Raw genomic sequence first — 15,092 nt, 5'->3', positions numbered from 1 at the left:
AATGTCCAGATATAAAGTTCTTGTAGATAGTTCTGTTTGGATTCAGTATTTCAAAAAAGGTAAACTTCCTATTCTTGACCGCCTTATCGAAGAAAATTTAATCTGTGTAAATGAGTTAATTTTAACAGAGCTGATTCCTATCCTAAAAAAGCAACAACATTATGTCGCAATAGACAGTTTAAATTCTCTGGAGCTGATACCATTAAAGATCGACTGGGAATTAATTAGAGAATATCAATTCATGAATCTTAAAAATGGAATTAATAAGGTAGGTATTCCCGATTTGATGATTCTTCAACAGGCTATAGAAGAAAAAATGACTTTATATACGCTAGATAAACACTTTGAGCTAATGAACGAGATCTATAATTTTGAATTGGTAGGTAAATCATGAGTTCTCACCCTTTTAAGATCATTTTTGCAATATTCTCCTTTCTGATCCTTTCGGAATCAATTTCAGCTCAATCTTTAGATTATGCCCGGGAAGCAGTAAATATTCTTGCTTCAGACAGCCTCAAAGGCCGAGGTTATGTTGATAACGGAGATAAACTGGCTGCGGATTTTATCAGAAGTGAATTCGAAAAGTTTGGATTACAGGTATTCAATGGTAGTTTTTATCAGGAATTCGAAACTTCTGTAAATACTTTTCCTGATCGACAATCTGTAATTGTGAATGGAAAAGAGCTTGAAGCCGGAAAAGATTATTTATTGGATCCGGGTTCTCCTTCTCTCAAGGGTTCATTCGATGTTATGACTGTGACTGCAGATGAAATTCTGGATAATGCTAAATTTGTTAACAAACTCAGAGTTTCTTCCGGACAATTGATCGCTGTTCTGCCTTTTGATAAATCTAATTTCAGTAAAGAACAAAACGAGCAGTTAAATGGAGTGATCAACTTTTTGAAGTATCATCCACAAAATCCATCCAAAGGAACGATCATACTCACCAACGATAAGTTGACATGGGCAGGCTCCGTCAGACAACATCCTAAACCTACCATCATTATTCATTCCGATTCGTTAAATGGTTCTTTAAAGTCTCTGAAGCTGGATATAAAGAGTTCTTTTATCAAAAAGTATCAAACTCAGAATGTGATCGGATATGTGCAAGGTAAAAACACGGACTCCACTATTGTATTTATAGCTCATTACGATCATTTGGGGAAGTTAGGCCCTCAGGCTTCTTTTAACGGTGCAAACGACAACGCAAGCGGAACAGCTATGCTTCTAAGTTTGGCTAAACACTACTCAGAAAACAAGCCGAATTATAACACAGTATTTATAGCTTTCGGAGCTGAAGAGCTGGGATTGATCGGTTCTAAATATTTCACTGAAAATCCTCTCTTCCCTCTTTCAGAAATAAAGTTTCTCATGAATTTTGATCTTGCCGGAACCGGAGATGAAGGTATACAGGTTGTAAATGGTTCTGTATACAGAAAACAATTTGATGAACTGGTTCAGATTAATGAAGAGTTGGATCTGCTTCCCAACATCAAAATAAGAGGAGCGGCTTGTAACAGCGATCATTGTATGTTTGACCAGCAAGATGTTCCCGGATTCTACATTTATACATTGGGTGGTATTCAAGCCTATCATGATGTTTATGACAGACCTGAAACATTACCACTTACTGAGTTTGAAGATTATTTTAAGCTGATCGTAGAGTTCATTGATCAGCTTTGATCAGATCATTTCTTCAAACAACTTATCATAATCTTTGATCTTTCTGCTCCAGTCCAAATGTTTATTAATATTCTGAAGAGAAGATTTTGGAAGTGGCTTGGTCTTTCCGGTCAAGAGATCCTTCATATGTTTGAATAAAGCATCTTCATCGTTATAAAGAACCGGAGCATGTAAAAGAGGACTGTGAAGCGATTCGGGTATCAATTCGGGATAATGAAGAGCATTAGGCACAAATGGGTGACATCCACAATAAATAGCTTCTAAAATCGGCGTGCAAAAAAATTCATAACTCGCTGTTGAAACTACAATATCTCCCGAATGAAGTAACTTGCTGTAGTTTTCTTTGTCGTCTACATAACCGAAATGAGTAATGTGAGTTCCATATCGCTGCCAGGCCTTTTCAAATTCTTCCGGCTTCTCGTGTTTGGTATCTCCTGCTAATATCAGATCGAATTTTAAGTCAATATCATTCAACCTGTTCAACACTCTGAAGAACATGGCCGGGTTTCTATCAAACTGCCAACGTTGATTCCAAACAATAACCGGATTTTCATTCTTCAACCGGGTATCAGCTTGTTCGTTAAAGCTCTTCAGGTCTAAACCGGGCTGTAAAACTATACTTTTTTCTCTGATCTGCTCTACGGTATTGTAATGTTTGTCATCAGGATAATTATCCAAAAACTTCGGTAACGCCTCCATCAGATCATCAATATGGAACTGAGAAGTAAAGACCAATTTATCAGCTACAAGCATACTCAAATAGTTTATATAGCAAAAGGTAAGGTCGCGGCTCTCTCCTTCCGGAATAGGTCTGGTAAACTGATTATCATGCATATACATGATCTTTGGAGTATGAGAGAATCTGGGATTTGTAAGCGCAATAAAAGCCGGCAGGTTCGTCATGCTACTCACCATCAACAGATCTATATCTTCCTCTACCTGTCTGGTTAGCTCTGCAAGTGTAACTGAATCTCCATGCATTCGCCATTTCCACCCTTTATAATTCAGCTTGATGGGAATGATTGTATGACTTGAATGCTCAATCAGTCCCTTTAAAAAGGCTTTGTGAGATCCACTGTAAAAAGGTTCAATTGCAAGAATATTCATTTATAGAATAGTAGCTAAATTCCAGAGAAGCCAAGTATAAGAAATTCCTATCTGTCTTCTTAGTCTTCAAATAGTCATTCCTGTAGAAGTTAGATAATTCACTTACAAAAATTGTTCTGTAAATAATCCTGACGATTTCAAGATAAAGCCTCCACCACACCGACCTTTAGAATTATTGGCGAGCCAAGAATGCAATGAAATCGACGGCTCCAAAGGAGCAATCATTACACTTCTGGCTGATTATTGAATATATATCATACGTTCGTAGACCTTTTGTAATGATTAGTCGATGCAATGGAGTTCGCGCCAATAATTCTTGTCGGGAGCTTTTGGTACTTTTGTCGGTACAAAAGTACATAGTACGAAGGAATTGAAACCTTATTTTTGGTTTGGTTTAGATCATGGTTACCTACTTTTGTCTTGATACAAAAGTAGGAAAAGATCAAGCCGAAGTATTTAAGACGGGTTCACTGATCCTACGCTGAATAATCCTAAAGGTTTTCGTACGTGCTGAGATAATTATTAGACTCTTCACCAGAAAGGATTATTCCTGCTTCGCAGACGCATCCGGATCATGCTCTCTTCTCCGTCTTAAATACTAAGGGCGATTTTTAACTTAGGCAATAAATATTAATACCGTTAATGAATCAGTATATCAGATAGAGTACAGAAACAGAATTAATGGCTAGTATCTGATGCATTCGCCGTAAGATAACTTAGAACAAATTATCATCTAAACCGTGACTGTATTTCATCCAGCGAAAGATAAACGATTGTGGGCTTTTTCAAAGGATCCAGATAAGGTTGATCGCATGCAAACAATTGATCTACCAATGCTTCCATTTCTTTGATATCCAGCTCTTTACCTCTTGGAATTGCCGCTTTGGATGCAAATGAAATTGCTAATTTATCTCTGGCTTCCAGATTCATTTTCTTTCCAAGATCCTGATACTGATGAAGCATAGAGATCAGTACTTCTTGTTCATTTCCGATCTCAATGTCGGCCGGGACACCGTTGATCATAGCCGTATTTCCACTCAACATTTGAACAGAAAAACCCATTCTTTGTAAGATCGGATGTAATTCTTTCAACAAAGTGTAATCACTTGCTGACAATTCCATCGTTTGAGCAAATAAAAGCTGCTGTGTACTTGGAAGAGCAGATTCAGTAGCAGTTATCGCTTTTTCAAAGATGATGCGTTTATGGGCCAAATGCTGATCAATAACACAAACTCCTGTACGCGTCTGAGTAATGATATATGCATTATGAAGTTGGAAAAATCCATGATTATCACTTGGTTTACTATCTTCAGATCTGAAGTCTCCGGAACTGAAAGTTTGTTCTGATGAAGAAGATTGACCATACAACATCTCGCCAAATTCGTCTCCTCTGCCCTTTGCAGGATTTCGGTTAATTCTGGATGGAATATGAAATCCGGACTCACTTTGACGAACATCCTTCTTCTGATTAAAACTAAAGCCGGAATCAAATCCTTTGCTTTCGTTATCGCCGAGAAAGGTGCTTTCTTCTCTTTGGATATTAGGAACCATAAAATGTTCGTTCAGAGAACGGTTTACTACCGAACGTGCAAGCTGAATTACACTTCTTTCATCCTCAAATTTAACTTCCATTTTAGAAGGATGAACGTTCACATCAACTTTAGAAGGATCTATTTCAAAGAATAAAGCATAAAACGGATACTCATTATTCTTAGTCCAGGCATCATACAAACTGAGTAGCACATGAGTAAGATAGCGATGCTGAAATGGTCTTCCGTTTACAAAAAGAAATTGCTCTCCCCTGCTTTTTTTAGCCAGTTTCGGATCAGAAGCAAATCCAAAGATCTTTACATAGCTGGTTTCTTCCCCAAACTCGATCAAACTTGCTTTATAAGGAGCTCCGAATATAGCTGACACTCTTTCTTTGAGTGATTGAACCGGAAGATTGTAGATCTCTTCACCATCAGCTACAACCTGAAATGCCACATTTGTATTTGCAAGAGCTGCATATTGAACCGTCCTGAGAATATGACGAAGCTCTGTTACATCAGTTTTCAAAAACTGACGTCTGGCCGGGACATTAAAAAACAGATTTCTTATCGAAAAAGAAGTTCCATCGGGAGTAGCTACCGGTTTGATCTCCTTTTCATCGCCACCGTCAACTTCAAACTCCCAGCCGTTATCATCTTCTGCTCTTTTTGATCTGACAGTAACTTGAGAAACGGAAGCGATGGAAGCCATTGCCTCGCCCCGAAATCCCAGCGTTCTGATCTTAAAAAGATCATCAACCGTGTTTATCTTTGAAGTTGCATGACGTTCAAAACAAAGCGGAAGATCTTCTTCACTCATTCCACAACCGTTATCAATCACTTGAATGAGCGTTCTGCCTGCTTGTTCAATAATTATTTTAATCTCATCCGATCCGGCATCAACGGCATTATCCAATAACTCCTTAACTACGGAAGCCGGTCTTTGTATAACTTCACCTGCAGCAATCTTGTTACTGATTTCCGGTGGTAACTGATGTATAACTGAAGTGCTTTCCTTCGTTTCGTTCAACTAAATAAATCCTATAAAAGTGTAATGATATAAACCACTAATGAAAGCAGTAAAGCTAAGGCCAGAACTTTAACATTTTGCTTTGGCTTAACTCTGTTGTGTGTTTGAAATTTGATACGGCGTTTTCTTCTTTCGTCTTCACGCTGTTCCTTTTCAGGATCGTGGTATCTGAATGGTAAATCGAATTTTTTTGGCTTCGGACGGAAACCGAACATGGGTCTGATCATGGCTCTGGAAGTTAAATTAACCTTTTTGAAACCAACGGAGTACCTCCGCTAATCATTGCCAATATAATAATTAGGAATGAAAGAATTAGGAATGAATCAATGAGATTTCATATGAGTTTTTGATCCTAAATCTGTTATAATGAGATATGAAAGTCATTCGATATACTCTTTTAATTTTACTCTCTTTACTTCTGTTAAACCTGATCACCTACTTTTTGATCGGAAAGAAAAGTTTAAGAGAACGGAATATTTCAGAGATGATGAAAACTGAATTTGAAAACCCATACGATCTAAAATTAGAATTTCAACTGGTTAGTGATCTACAATTAGACTCCACTTTTAAGTTTCAAAATAAAAAGTATCCAGTCTTTCAAACATTTATAGACAAGAATGGAAAAAGAGATTTTGAGACTAACAGCTCAGAAGTAATAAAACAAGAAAAGTTTACATTAGATCTCAGCGCTGTAAACAAGATTTTAAATACAGATTTAGACTCTATTAATAAAATAAGTCCCGAAAATACTTATACGCTTTTAAATGAATACTTTAAACAAATTGTAGACTCTGTATCGGATTCCATTGAAGCATTACCATTTAGAGGTAAGATTGGAGGTAACTGTGAGTATTATGAATTCTCTAAAGAAGTACACTGCATTGTTTTTGGTAATAGGGTTATTTCATTTGATGAGGAAATAATAGATTTATATCCATGGTATGTAGAACAAGAACTTTTTGTCATCGCAGTAGGAAGTGATGTTTGGCTATTTCGTGAAGAAAAACTAATCTGGCTTTTCTACAAATGGGTGCAAATTGATTGGATTGACGGTAATGGTCTTGGTGGTGATGATCCTTCATCAAAAAGATAAGTAAGCATTGCTTATATAAGAATATCAATTCAGAATTAAGAATGAATAAATGATCAATTTCAATGAAATCAAATGTTAATTCTTCATTGAGAAATTCTTAATTGTATTCCTTTTTTCGTAAACTCCTAGCCTATTAATTTTTAACTTCGGGTGACTTTCCGGCGGGAAACGATCTAAACTAAATTTAAAGACTTCAGAGAATAATGAGCGACAACAAAGCAAAGATCATTTACACAAAAACTGATGAAGCTCCGGCTTTAGCAACCTACTCTTTTCTACCAATTATTGAATCATTCGCAAAAGTAGCCGGTGTTGCTGTTGAAACCAGAGATATCTCATTAGCAGGTCGAATTATCGCAAATTTCCCTGACTATTTGAAAGAAGATCAACATATCGGAGATGCTTTAGCTGAACTTGGAGAACTTGCTAAAAAGCCCGAAGCAAATATCATCAAGCTTCCGAATATAAGTGCTTCAGTTCCTCAATTAAATGCAGCAATTAAAGAGTTGCAATCTCAAGGCTACGCTCTCCCGGATTATCCTGAAGAGCCTAAAACCGATGAAGAAAAGAAGATCAAGTCTCAATACGATAAAGTAAAAGGTAGCGCGGTAAATCCCGTTCTGCGTGAAGGAAATTCTGATCGTAGAGCTCCGAAAGCCGTTAAAGAATATGCTCGCAATAATCCTCATTCCATGGGAGAATGGAGAGCTGAGTCTAAATCTCATGTATCGACTATGGATCATGGCGATTTCAGATCTACGGAACAATCGGTTACTCTTAGTAATGCCATCGATGTAACCATCGAACATGAAGACATTTCAGGTAACAAAACAGTTTTAAAAAATGGTATTTCATTACTGGAAGGCGAGATCATTGACGCCGCTGTAATGAACAAAAAAGCGTTGCTGCGTTTCTTGGATATCCAGATCAAAGAAGCGAAAGAAACGGGTGTTTTATTTTCGCTTCATATGAAAGCAACGATGATGAAAGTTTCCGATCCTATAATTTTTGGTCACGCAGTTAAGATCTTCTTCAAAGATGTATTCGAAAAGCACGCTGAGACCATCCAAAACCTTGGAGTTGATACCAACAACGGATTCGGTGATCTGATCTCAAAATTAGACGAACTTCCTGAAGACAAAAGACAAGAAATTGCAGCGGACATCGAAGCTTGTTATGAAAATCAGGCTGATCTTGCCATGGTAAATTCTGACAAAGGAATTACTAACCTACATGTGCCAAGTGATGTTATCATTGATGCTTCCATGCCTGCAATGATCAGAACTTCGGGCTGTATGTGGAACAAAGAAGGAAAAACACAGGATACTAAAGCAGTAATTCCGGACAGCAGTTATGCGGATGTATATCAGGCTGTGATCGAAGACTGTAAAAAGCACGGAGCTTATGACCCTACAACAATGGGAAGTGTTCCTAATGTTGGTTTAATGGCCAAGAAAGCTGAAGAATATGGCTCACATGACAAAACTTTTGAGATCGATAGTAATGGTAAAGTCAGAGTTTTAGACTCCGATGGAAACACTCTTATTGAACATGTTGTAGAAAAAGGCGATATCTGGAGAATGTGTCAAACAAAAGACGCTCCGGTTCAGGATTGGGTAAAATTAGCAGTTTCCAGAGCAAGAGATACCGGTTCTCCGGCTGTTTTCTGGTTAGATGAAGACCGTGCGCATGATGCTGAGCTTATCAAAAAAGTAAATACTTACTTAAAAGACCACGATACTAACGGACTTGAAATTCATATTATGAGTCCTGTTAAAGCAACCTGGTTTTCTTTGGAAAGAATCAGACAAGGAAAAGACACCATTTCAGTAACAGGAAACGTACTGCGTGATTATCTAACCGATCTCTTCCCTATTCTGGAAGTTGGAACCAGTGCAAAAATGCTTTCTATTGTTCCTTTGATGAATGGCGGCGGACTGTTTGAAACCGGTGCAGGCGGTTCTGCTCCAAAACATGTTCAGCAATTTGTTGCTGACAATTATCTCCGCTGGGATTCATTGGGTGAGTTTTTAGCATTAGCGGTTTCTCTGGAACACTTAGGTAAAACATTTGATAATCAAAGAGCAAAGATCTTGGGTGCAGCTTTAGATAATGCTACTTCTAAATTTCTACAGAATGATAAATCTCCTGCACGTCGACTTGGACAAATAGATAATCGTGGAAGTCACTTTTATTTAGCTATGTATTGGGCAGAAGCTTTAGCCAATCAAACTGAAGATTCCGACCTGTCTTCGAAGTTTTCTGATCTTTATAACTCTTTGTCTGACAATGAGGAAAAGATCAATACTGAACTCATAGACGTACAAGGAAATCCGGTTGATATTCAGGGATATTACAACCCTAATAATGAATTGGCGTCAACTGCAATGCGACCGAGTGAGACCTTGAATGGAATACTATCGGATTTCTAGACTTATTGTCTTCTTGAATATGTTAGGTAATTCGCTAACAGTTTTTGAATGGTAAAATATATAGGGTCATCCCGTCCGCCAGCTGGCGGATCGGGATTTTTGCAAGGAATTGCTCTTGAAACAGTTTTACTTACTATGAACAAAGGCTATGTGTACTTTCTTACTAACTATCGAAGAACTACGATTTACATCGGAGTTACCAATAACATTCATTCACGAGTGTGGAAACATAAACTGGGAGAAGGCTCTTTATGTACTTCAAAGTACAGACTAACCATTCCAAATATATGCGGAAAAATACGATAATATAAGTGATGCTTATATAGCAAGGGAGAAGCAACTAAAGAATGGGCATAAACAATGGAAATGGAATCTGGTAAAGCAAAACAATCCAAAGTTGGAGGATTGGTATGATACCTTAAGAGGATGGTAAACAAGAACAGACTAAAAGCCTTTACATAAGATCCCGATCCGCCAGCTGGCGGACGGGATGACCTGCTTGCAATATTGAGGTTGGTATAAAGAAATTTTGTAAACGAATTAGCTAACATCTACAATTCTAAACTTGATTCAGGATCTGTAAATACTTCAGATTCTTAAAAATCTTAAAAGCCCGTTTCTTCTGATTCGGGCTTTTCTATATAAACGATATCCGTTTCAAATTTAAATTATTTCACCACATTTTTACATCGGATAGATCTCATCTACATTAAATAACCAATTTTTTGCCTTTTTTGAATCCTTAAAAAACGCCATCTGGTAGGTATAAATGAAGAAATAATATTAGAATTTAACTTTAACAGACAATTAATTATGTAGTTAGAAATAAAATTTGCTAATTGATAAGTACTAACATGAACTAATTCAATTATTATGCCTTATAAAGGAAACGTAAGCAAGAATAGTACAATTACTGCTGAACTTTCATGTTCAAGTTCTAATAGCGGATCTGCACTTTTATTTATTACAAGTTCAGATGGAAATGGTGACTCGAAAGCAGTGGCACCCGGAGGAGCAGATTCTGTATCCATTACTCCTACAGAATCCGGGATTCTAAATGTTATAGTAGATTTTGGTTCAAATACAGATAGCGGAGTTCTTACCGTAAAGGAAAACGGAAGTAATATTCCCGGAAGCACCGAGAATATACAGGGCGATCTTAGATGGAGCTATTCAGTTAATTAACATTCAGTATTATGAAATTCAGAATCATTTTCTTTTCTATGTTTTCTATGTTTTCTACGGCTTTATTAGCTCAGGATGCTTGTAAAGAGATTTACGACTCATTAAATATTCCCGGCAGTTTACCTGCAGATTATTGTATGTCTCTTTCTGTTTATTTGTCCAGTGAACTAACTGATAATAATTTTATTACAAGCAGTCAAAACCCGAATCTCAAGCCCAGGGTATTGCAAAACAGAAATGCAGAGCCATCCGGAGCTGGGTTATTAAATCAAAGTGGTGCAGTTACTTCTGTTCAACCTATTGCACTTGCAGGTGGTAGTTTTGCCACCGGTGGAACCGACGATGGTGCTTCTACCATTTTTGCTCTTACTTTGAATCCATCGATATTCTATACGGATATTTCTAATCCTAACGAAACTGCAAAATCAAGCCGCTTGGGGGATATCACAGTTTTTTTCCCAACTAATGCTGTTGAAGAAAATACTTCGGAATTGGAATATTTTGGAGTTCGGGCTCGGTTAAATATAACCGGTATATCTGCAGGAGATGAGTTGCTTCAGAATGTCCAAAGCATCTATACCCGGTTAACTATAGATCAAAGCAAAGTTGCTTTAAGCATTAATAAATTACTTAATGACGCCACTGATAAGCAAGCTTGCTACGATCAAATTAAAAACAAAGACGAATCTACTAATTCCTGTTACAGCAACATTGAATTTCCGGTTTTCACTCAAAAACAAAAGGATGAACTTGAATCAAAATTACGAGAAGCAAGGATGAAAGCAGATTCAAAGTACTTTGGACTTGATCTTCGTTTTGATTCAGGCGATCCAACATTGGGAAGTAAACCAGGTGCAGCGGGAACGCGTCTATTTGGTGGATTAGCACGCGGAAGAACACTGGAAGATAAAAAAGAACAGACTATGAAATACCATTTCAGAATTGGAGTGGATTATTTTGATCAGGAAGATTATCAGAGTATTTCAACAGATACTGTTATGAATATGCCTGTAATGGATACTACAATGGTCTCGGGGAGAACGAATTTCTCTTTAGATTCAGCCTTTGGTTTAGAGTTCTCTAAGTCAGTTGAAAATCAGACTGTATCATTTTCTACCGGACTTGAACTCCGTCTGGCAAGAGATATTCCCGACGGTCTGGATGAAGTTTTTCAAACTAATTATATGATGTTAAGAAGTTCACTTAGTGTTCCGTTTACATCTACTAATAAAATTTCCTTAAATCTTGGTGTTCCGGTTTTTGGAGAAATAAGTCCTGTTTTTAGTATAAGTGCAAACTGGAGTCTCTTACTCCCTGATTAAACCTATAACTAAATAAGACAGATTCTTAAAAGCCCGTTTCTTCTGATTCGGGCTTTTCTATATAAACTATATCTGTTTCAAATTTAAAGAACTCTCCTACTCTTTCTTTAAGAACTAAATAGAGTTCATCTGCTTGAGGAAGTTCGTCTTCCGGCACCTTAACTATTCTAGAAAAATTACTTTTAAGAATGAAATCAATAGTAAACCACTCTTTCAGTTTCATGGTCTCCTGAAGAACATTACCTGATTCTTCATTCGAAAAACGAATGCATTTTACTTCACCAAAAGAGAACTCTCTTCTTTTAATTTTTAAATAACTAAACCAGCGAATATTTTGAGTTACTGAATAAGTATCCGTGTTAAAAATAAACTCATGACTTGCGAATACCTTAATAAAAACGGCTATAAAAAATATCCAAAAGAACACAGCGAATATAAACCCAAGAATAAAACATACGATTAACGCCGTAAAATCTATAAGTGTAAAAGTAGCTTCTACATTGAGCTTAAGTTCTTCGCTATATTCATCCAGTTTGTATTTCATAAGTTTCCGTACTGTTTAAGTACGTATGAGTTACGTTTGAATAACTCCGGTCTTAAATTCCTCTATATCAGGGTTCAGGTTAGCACATTCAAGCGCATTAGAAATTCTGTCTCTGGTTTCTGCGGGATGGATGATAGCATCAACCCAAAGCCTTGAAGCGGCATAGCGAACGTCCGTTTGTTTGTTGTAACGATCGGTAATTTCTTCCATAAGCTCATTTTGTTTTTCTTCGCTTACTTCTTCCCCTTTTTTCTTCATAGTAGCAATTTTGATCTGAGTAAGTGTTTTTGCTGCTGATGCACCACTCATTACAGCAATATTTGCAGTTGGCCATGCAAACATAAACCTCGGATCGTATGCTCTTCCACACATGGCGTAATTTCCTGCTCCGTAGCTATTCCCTACTACCACAGTGATCTTTGGGACGGTGGAATTACTCATAGCATTCACCATTTTCGCTCCGTCCTTTATTATCCCACCATGTTCGCTTCGCTTTCCGATCATAAATCCTGTTACATCCTGAAAAAAGATCAATGGAATTTTCTTTTGATTACAGTTCATGATAAAACGAGCGGCTTTATCAGCAGAATCAGAATAAATAACTCCACCAATCTGCATCTCTCCTTTTTTGGTTCTGGAAATTGATCTTTGATTTGCCACAATTCCAACACTCCATCCATCAATTCTTGCGTATCCTGTGATCAGAGATTGGCCATATCCCTTTTTGAACTCCGTAAAACTATCTTCATCAATAATACACTCCAGCAGCTCATTCATGTCATATGGAGAGGTACGTGATTCCGGCAGGATATCAAATATTTCAGCTGACGATCTTGAAGGAAGTTTTGCTTCTTTTCTGTTAAATCCTGCAGTTTTATGCGGCCCTAGTTTACCCACAAGATCACGAATGGTTTCTAAACACTCTTCATCATCCTTCATTTTATAATCCGTTACACCACTTATTTCAGTGTGAGTGGTAGCACCTCCTAAAGTCTCATTATCAACAGATTCGCCTATAGCAGCTTTAACTAAATAACTTCCTGCCAAGAAAACGCTTCCGGTTCCATCTACGATCAAAGCTTCATCACTCATGATAGGTAAATAAGCGCCACCGGCAACACAACTTCCCATAATAGCTGCTATTTGAGGAATTCCTTTTGCTGAAATAACAGCATTATTCCTGAACATTCGCCCGAAATGATCTTTATCCGGGAAAATTTCGTCCTGCATTGGTAAAAACACACCCGCAGAATCAACTAAATAGATCAAAGGGATATGATTTTCGATAGCAATTTCCTGAGCTCTTAAATTCTTTTTTGCTGTAATAGGAAACCAGGCACCGGCTTTAACTGTGGCATCATTTGCAACGATCATACAATCTCTGCCTTCTACTTTTCCTACACCTGTAACTACTCCACCACCCGGGCAACCACCAACATCATCGTACATTTCATAGCCAGCCCATAAACCTAGTTCATAAAAATCTGAATCTTCATCTAATAATTTCTCTATACGTTCCCGAGCAGTTAACTTACCTTTTGCATGTTCCTTATCTATTCTTTTTTGCCCACCCCCTAACATTATCTCATGTTCTTGGGCTCTTAAATTATCGAGTAATTCGTTTAACCAATTTTCTTTATTAGATGCGTTTGAATTCGCCATGTTTGTCAGAAATCTTTTATTATAATACTAGTGATTACTATTGCGTTGATTATAGGAATTTTAATGATTCATAACGTGATTTAGATGTAATTGAATTTAAAAACCTTTGTAATGAAAAAATTTATTCTTTCTTCGCTCCTTGTTGTGCTCACTTCTACATCGTTGATGTTTGCTCAAAGAAGAGGAGATGTTACCTATACGAATTTAGCTAACAGAGCTGCTACTCCCAATTTCTTCCTTGACGCAATTGTGATTCCCGGTGATAATCCGGAACAAGGAAAACTCGTTTTCATTTTCAGGATGGACAATAGCTTTTTACCTTTTAAAAAGCTTTCAACAGATGATGAAATTCAAGCTCCGGAGAATGCTGAATTTTATAGTATGGCAAGACTGAATACTGAGATCTTTGAAGGAAAAGTCTCCAAAAAACAACTTAAAAATATAAGTCCGGTGTCGCGAGATCTGTGGCAAGACACTCTTTTTGTTGAAACTTATGACGACACAAAATCAAGAAATAAGTTCGCTTCGGGTAGGTTAGTTACAGAACTAAATCCCGGAATGTATAACTATGTTTTACAGCTGAGTTTGATGGAGGAAACTAATGATCGGAACTCTCAAAGACGAAATATCAGGATCAAAAACTTTGCCACAAGTAAAGAAGGAGAAATGTACCTGATAAAAGCCAATGGATCAGAATCTGATCTCGAGCTGATCAACATGGGGAGTAACGTTTTATATGGAGAAGATTATCAGGCTTTGATCCGAATTCCTGACTTCTCCCCTTCAGAATCGTACCAATTAAACATTAGTGAAGCAAAAATTAACAGAAAAGATACTACGAATACAAAATTGGTTAAAACCATTGATATCAACTCTGAACAAATTTATACGAACTCTTCTTTAAAACTGCTCGACCGAAAAGAGACTTCTTTTTCTATTGTAAAGGGTGATGGCAATTATACATATGCTCTTGTTCAAGTTCCGAATTCAGAATTTGAGAACTCCATTTACTCGCTTGAATTAAAGAGCAGTTCAGGCAAAGAAGTACAAGCTAAAAAAATAGCTCGCTCTTACTGGCCGGATATCCCTCCTGCACTTTTAAATCTGGATATTGCTATCGATATGATGAAGTACATTGTACCTGAAGACCAACTCGATAAACTGAAAAAAGGAAATCCTGAAGAAAAGGAAAGTAAATTCCGCGCATTTTGGGATAAAAGAGATCCTACACCGGATACAGAATTCAATGAGTTAATGACAGAATACTTTAGAAGGGTTCATTATGCTTTTGTTGAATACAGAACGCCTGAAACACCGAATGGACAAGATACAGATCGGGGTGAAGTATATATAAAATACGGGCCACCAAATTCCCGCGACCGTTCATTCCCAAAGAAGGGTCAAGTAATAGAAACCTGGAAATATAAGAACCGCACTTTCGTATTTGAAAAAGGATCGGGCTTCTCAGAATTCTTGCTTGTGGGCAAATAATCCTCTGCGTTTCA

The 15,092-nt window shown here is 37.3% G+C and carries 13 protein-coding genes; 8 read left to right on the top strand and 5 right to left on the bottom strand.

Features of this window, described 5'->3' with window-relative positions; all coding sequences use genetic code 11:
- Position 1: 1 nt before the first annotated feature.
- On the top strand, positions 2–394 hold the full coding sequence (locus tag A8B79_RS12685; protein WP_066223335.1) for a PIN domain-containing protein: 393 nt from the start codon (positions 2–4) through the stop codon (positions 392–394).
- On the top strand, positions 391–1,683 hold the full coding sequence (locus A8B79_RS12680) for a M28 family metallopeptidase (RefSeq protein ID WP_066223333.1): 1,293 nt from the start codon (positions 391–393) through the stop codon (positions 1,681–1,683). The genes A8B79_RS12685 and A8B79_RS12680 overlap by 4 nt, the downstream gene beginning before the upstream one ends.
- On the opposite strand, the gene A8B79_RS12675 is transcribed toward A8B79_RS12680, so the two are convergent.
- From A8B79_RS12675 to A8B79_RS12665, 3 genes are all read right to left on the bottom strand, one after another.
- Positions 1,684–2,790 carry a tRNA-queuosine alpha-mannosyltransferase domain-containing protein gene (locus A8B79_RS12675; RefSeq protein ID WP_066223331.1) on the bottom strand — a complete coding sequence of 369 codons (1,107 nt, stop codon included), beginning with the start codon at positions 2,788–2,790 and terminating at the stop codon, positions 1,684–1,686.
- A gap of 729 nt (positions 2,791–3,519) precedes the next feature.
- Positions 3,520–5,349: a DNA mismatch repair endonuclease MutL gene (gene mutL / locus A8B79_RS12670; RefSeq protein ID WP_066223329.1), complete on the bottom strand. Its 1,830-nt coding sequence runs from the start codon at positions 5,347–5,349 to the stop codon at positions 3,520–3,522.
- 11 nt (positions 5,350–5,360) lie between these two features.
- Positions 5,361–5,576 (bottom strand): hypothetical protein, encoded by a 216-nt coding sequence (locus A8B79_RS12665; RefSeq protein ID WP_235603691.1) that lies wholly within the window; start codon positions 5,574–5,576, stop codon positions 5,361–5,363.
- A 146-nt stretch (positions 5,577–5,722) separates the two neighbouring features.
- Here A8B79_RS12665 and A8B79_RS12660 point away from each other — a divergent pair, with 146 nt between their 5' ends.
- From A8B79_RS12660 to A8B79_RS12640, 5 genes are all read left to right on the top strand, one after another.
- A complete protein-coding gene (locus A8B79_RS12660; RefSeq protein ID WP_066223328.1) occupies positions 5,723–6,442 on the top strand; it encodes a hypothetical protein in 720 nt (239 codons plus the stop codon).
- Between the two features lie 203 nt (positions 6,443–6,645).
- The gene (locus A8B79_RS12655; RefSeq protein ID WP_066223325.1) at positions 6,646–8,874 is read left to right on the top strand and encodes an NADP-dependent isocitrate dehydrogenase; all 2,229 of its coding nucleotides are present in this window, start codon (positions 6,646–6,648) and stop codon (positions 8,872–8,874) included.
- Positions 8,875–8,922: 48 nt separating this feature from the next.
- Positions 8,923–9,180 (top strand): GIY-YIG nuclease family protein, encoded by a 258-nt coding sequence (locus A8B79_RS16230; protein ID WP_201118590.1) that lies wholly within the window; start codon positions 8,923–8,925, stop codon positions 9,178–9,180.
- A gap of 567 nt (positions 9,181–9,747) precedes the next feature.
- The gene (locus tag A8B79_RS12645) at positions 9,748–10,059 is read left to right on the top strand and encodes a hypothetical protein (RefSeq protein ID WP_066223323.1); all 312 of its coding nucleotides are present in this window, start codon (positions 9,748–9,750) and stop codon (positions 10,057–10,059) included.
- An 11-nt stretch (positions 10,060–10,070) separates the two neighbouring features.
- Entirely contained in the window at positions 10,071–11,381 is a 1,311-nt protein-coding gene (locus A8B79_RS12640) for a hypothetical protein (protein WP_066223321.1), read from the top strand.
- 25 nt (positions 11,382–11,406) lie between these two features.
- Here A8B79_RS12640 and A8B79_RS12635 read toward each other — a convergent pair whose 3' ends face one another.
- Together A8B79_RS12635 and A8B79_RS12630 are read right to left on the bottom strand one after the other, a co-directional pair.
- Entirely contained in the window at positions 11,407–11,925 is a 519-nt protein-coding gene (locus A8B79_RS12635) for a hypothetical protein (protein ID WP_066223318.1), read from the bottom strand.
- Between the two features lie 30 nt (positions 11,926–11,955).
- Positions 11,956–13,587: an acyl-CoA carboxylase subunit beta gene (locus A8B79_RS12630; protein WP_066223316.1), complete on the bottom strand. Its 1,632-nt coding sequence runs from the start codon at positions 13,585–13,587 to the stop codon at positions 11,956–11,958.
- A 111-nt stretch (positions 13,588–13,698) separates the two neighbouring features.
- Between A8B79_RS12630 and A8B79_RS12625 the strand changes: the two genes are divergently transcribed.
- The gene (locus A8B79_RS12625; protein WP_066223314.1) at positions 13,699–15,078 is read left to right on the top strand and encodes a GWxTD domain-containing protein; all 1,380 of its coding nucleotides are present in this window, start codon (positions 13,699–13,701) and stop codon (positions 15,076–15,078) included.
- Positions 15,079–15,092: the final 14 nt, after the last annotated feature.

Origin of the sequence: Balneola sp. EhC07 (assembly GCF_001650905.1) — a bacterium.
Lineage (GTDB): Bacteria > Bacteroidota > Rhodothermia > Balneolales > Balneolaceae > Balneola.
Note: the sequence above shows the minus strand (reverse complement) of the source record. Positions and strands in the feature narration are given on the sequence as shown.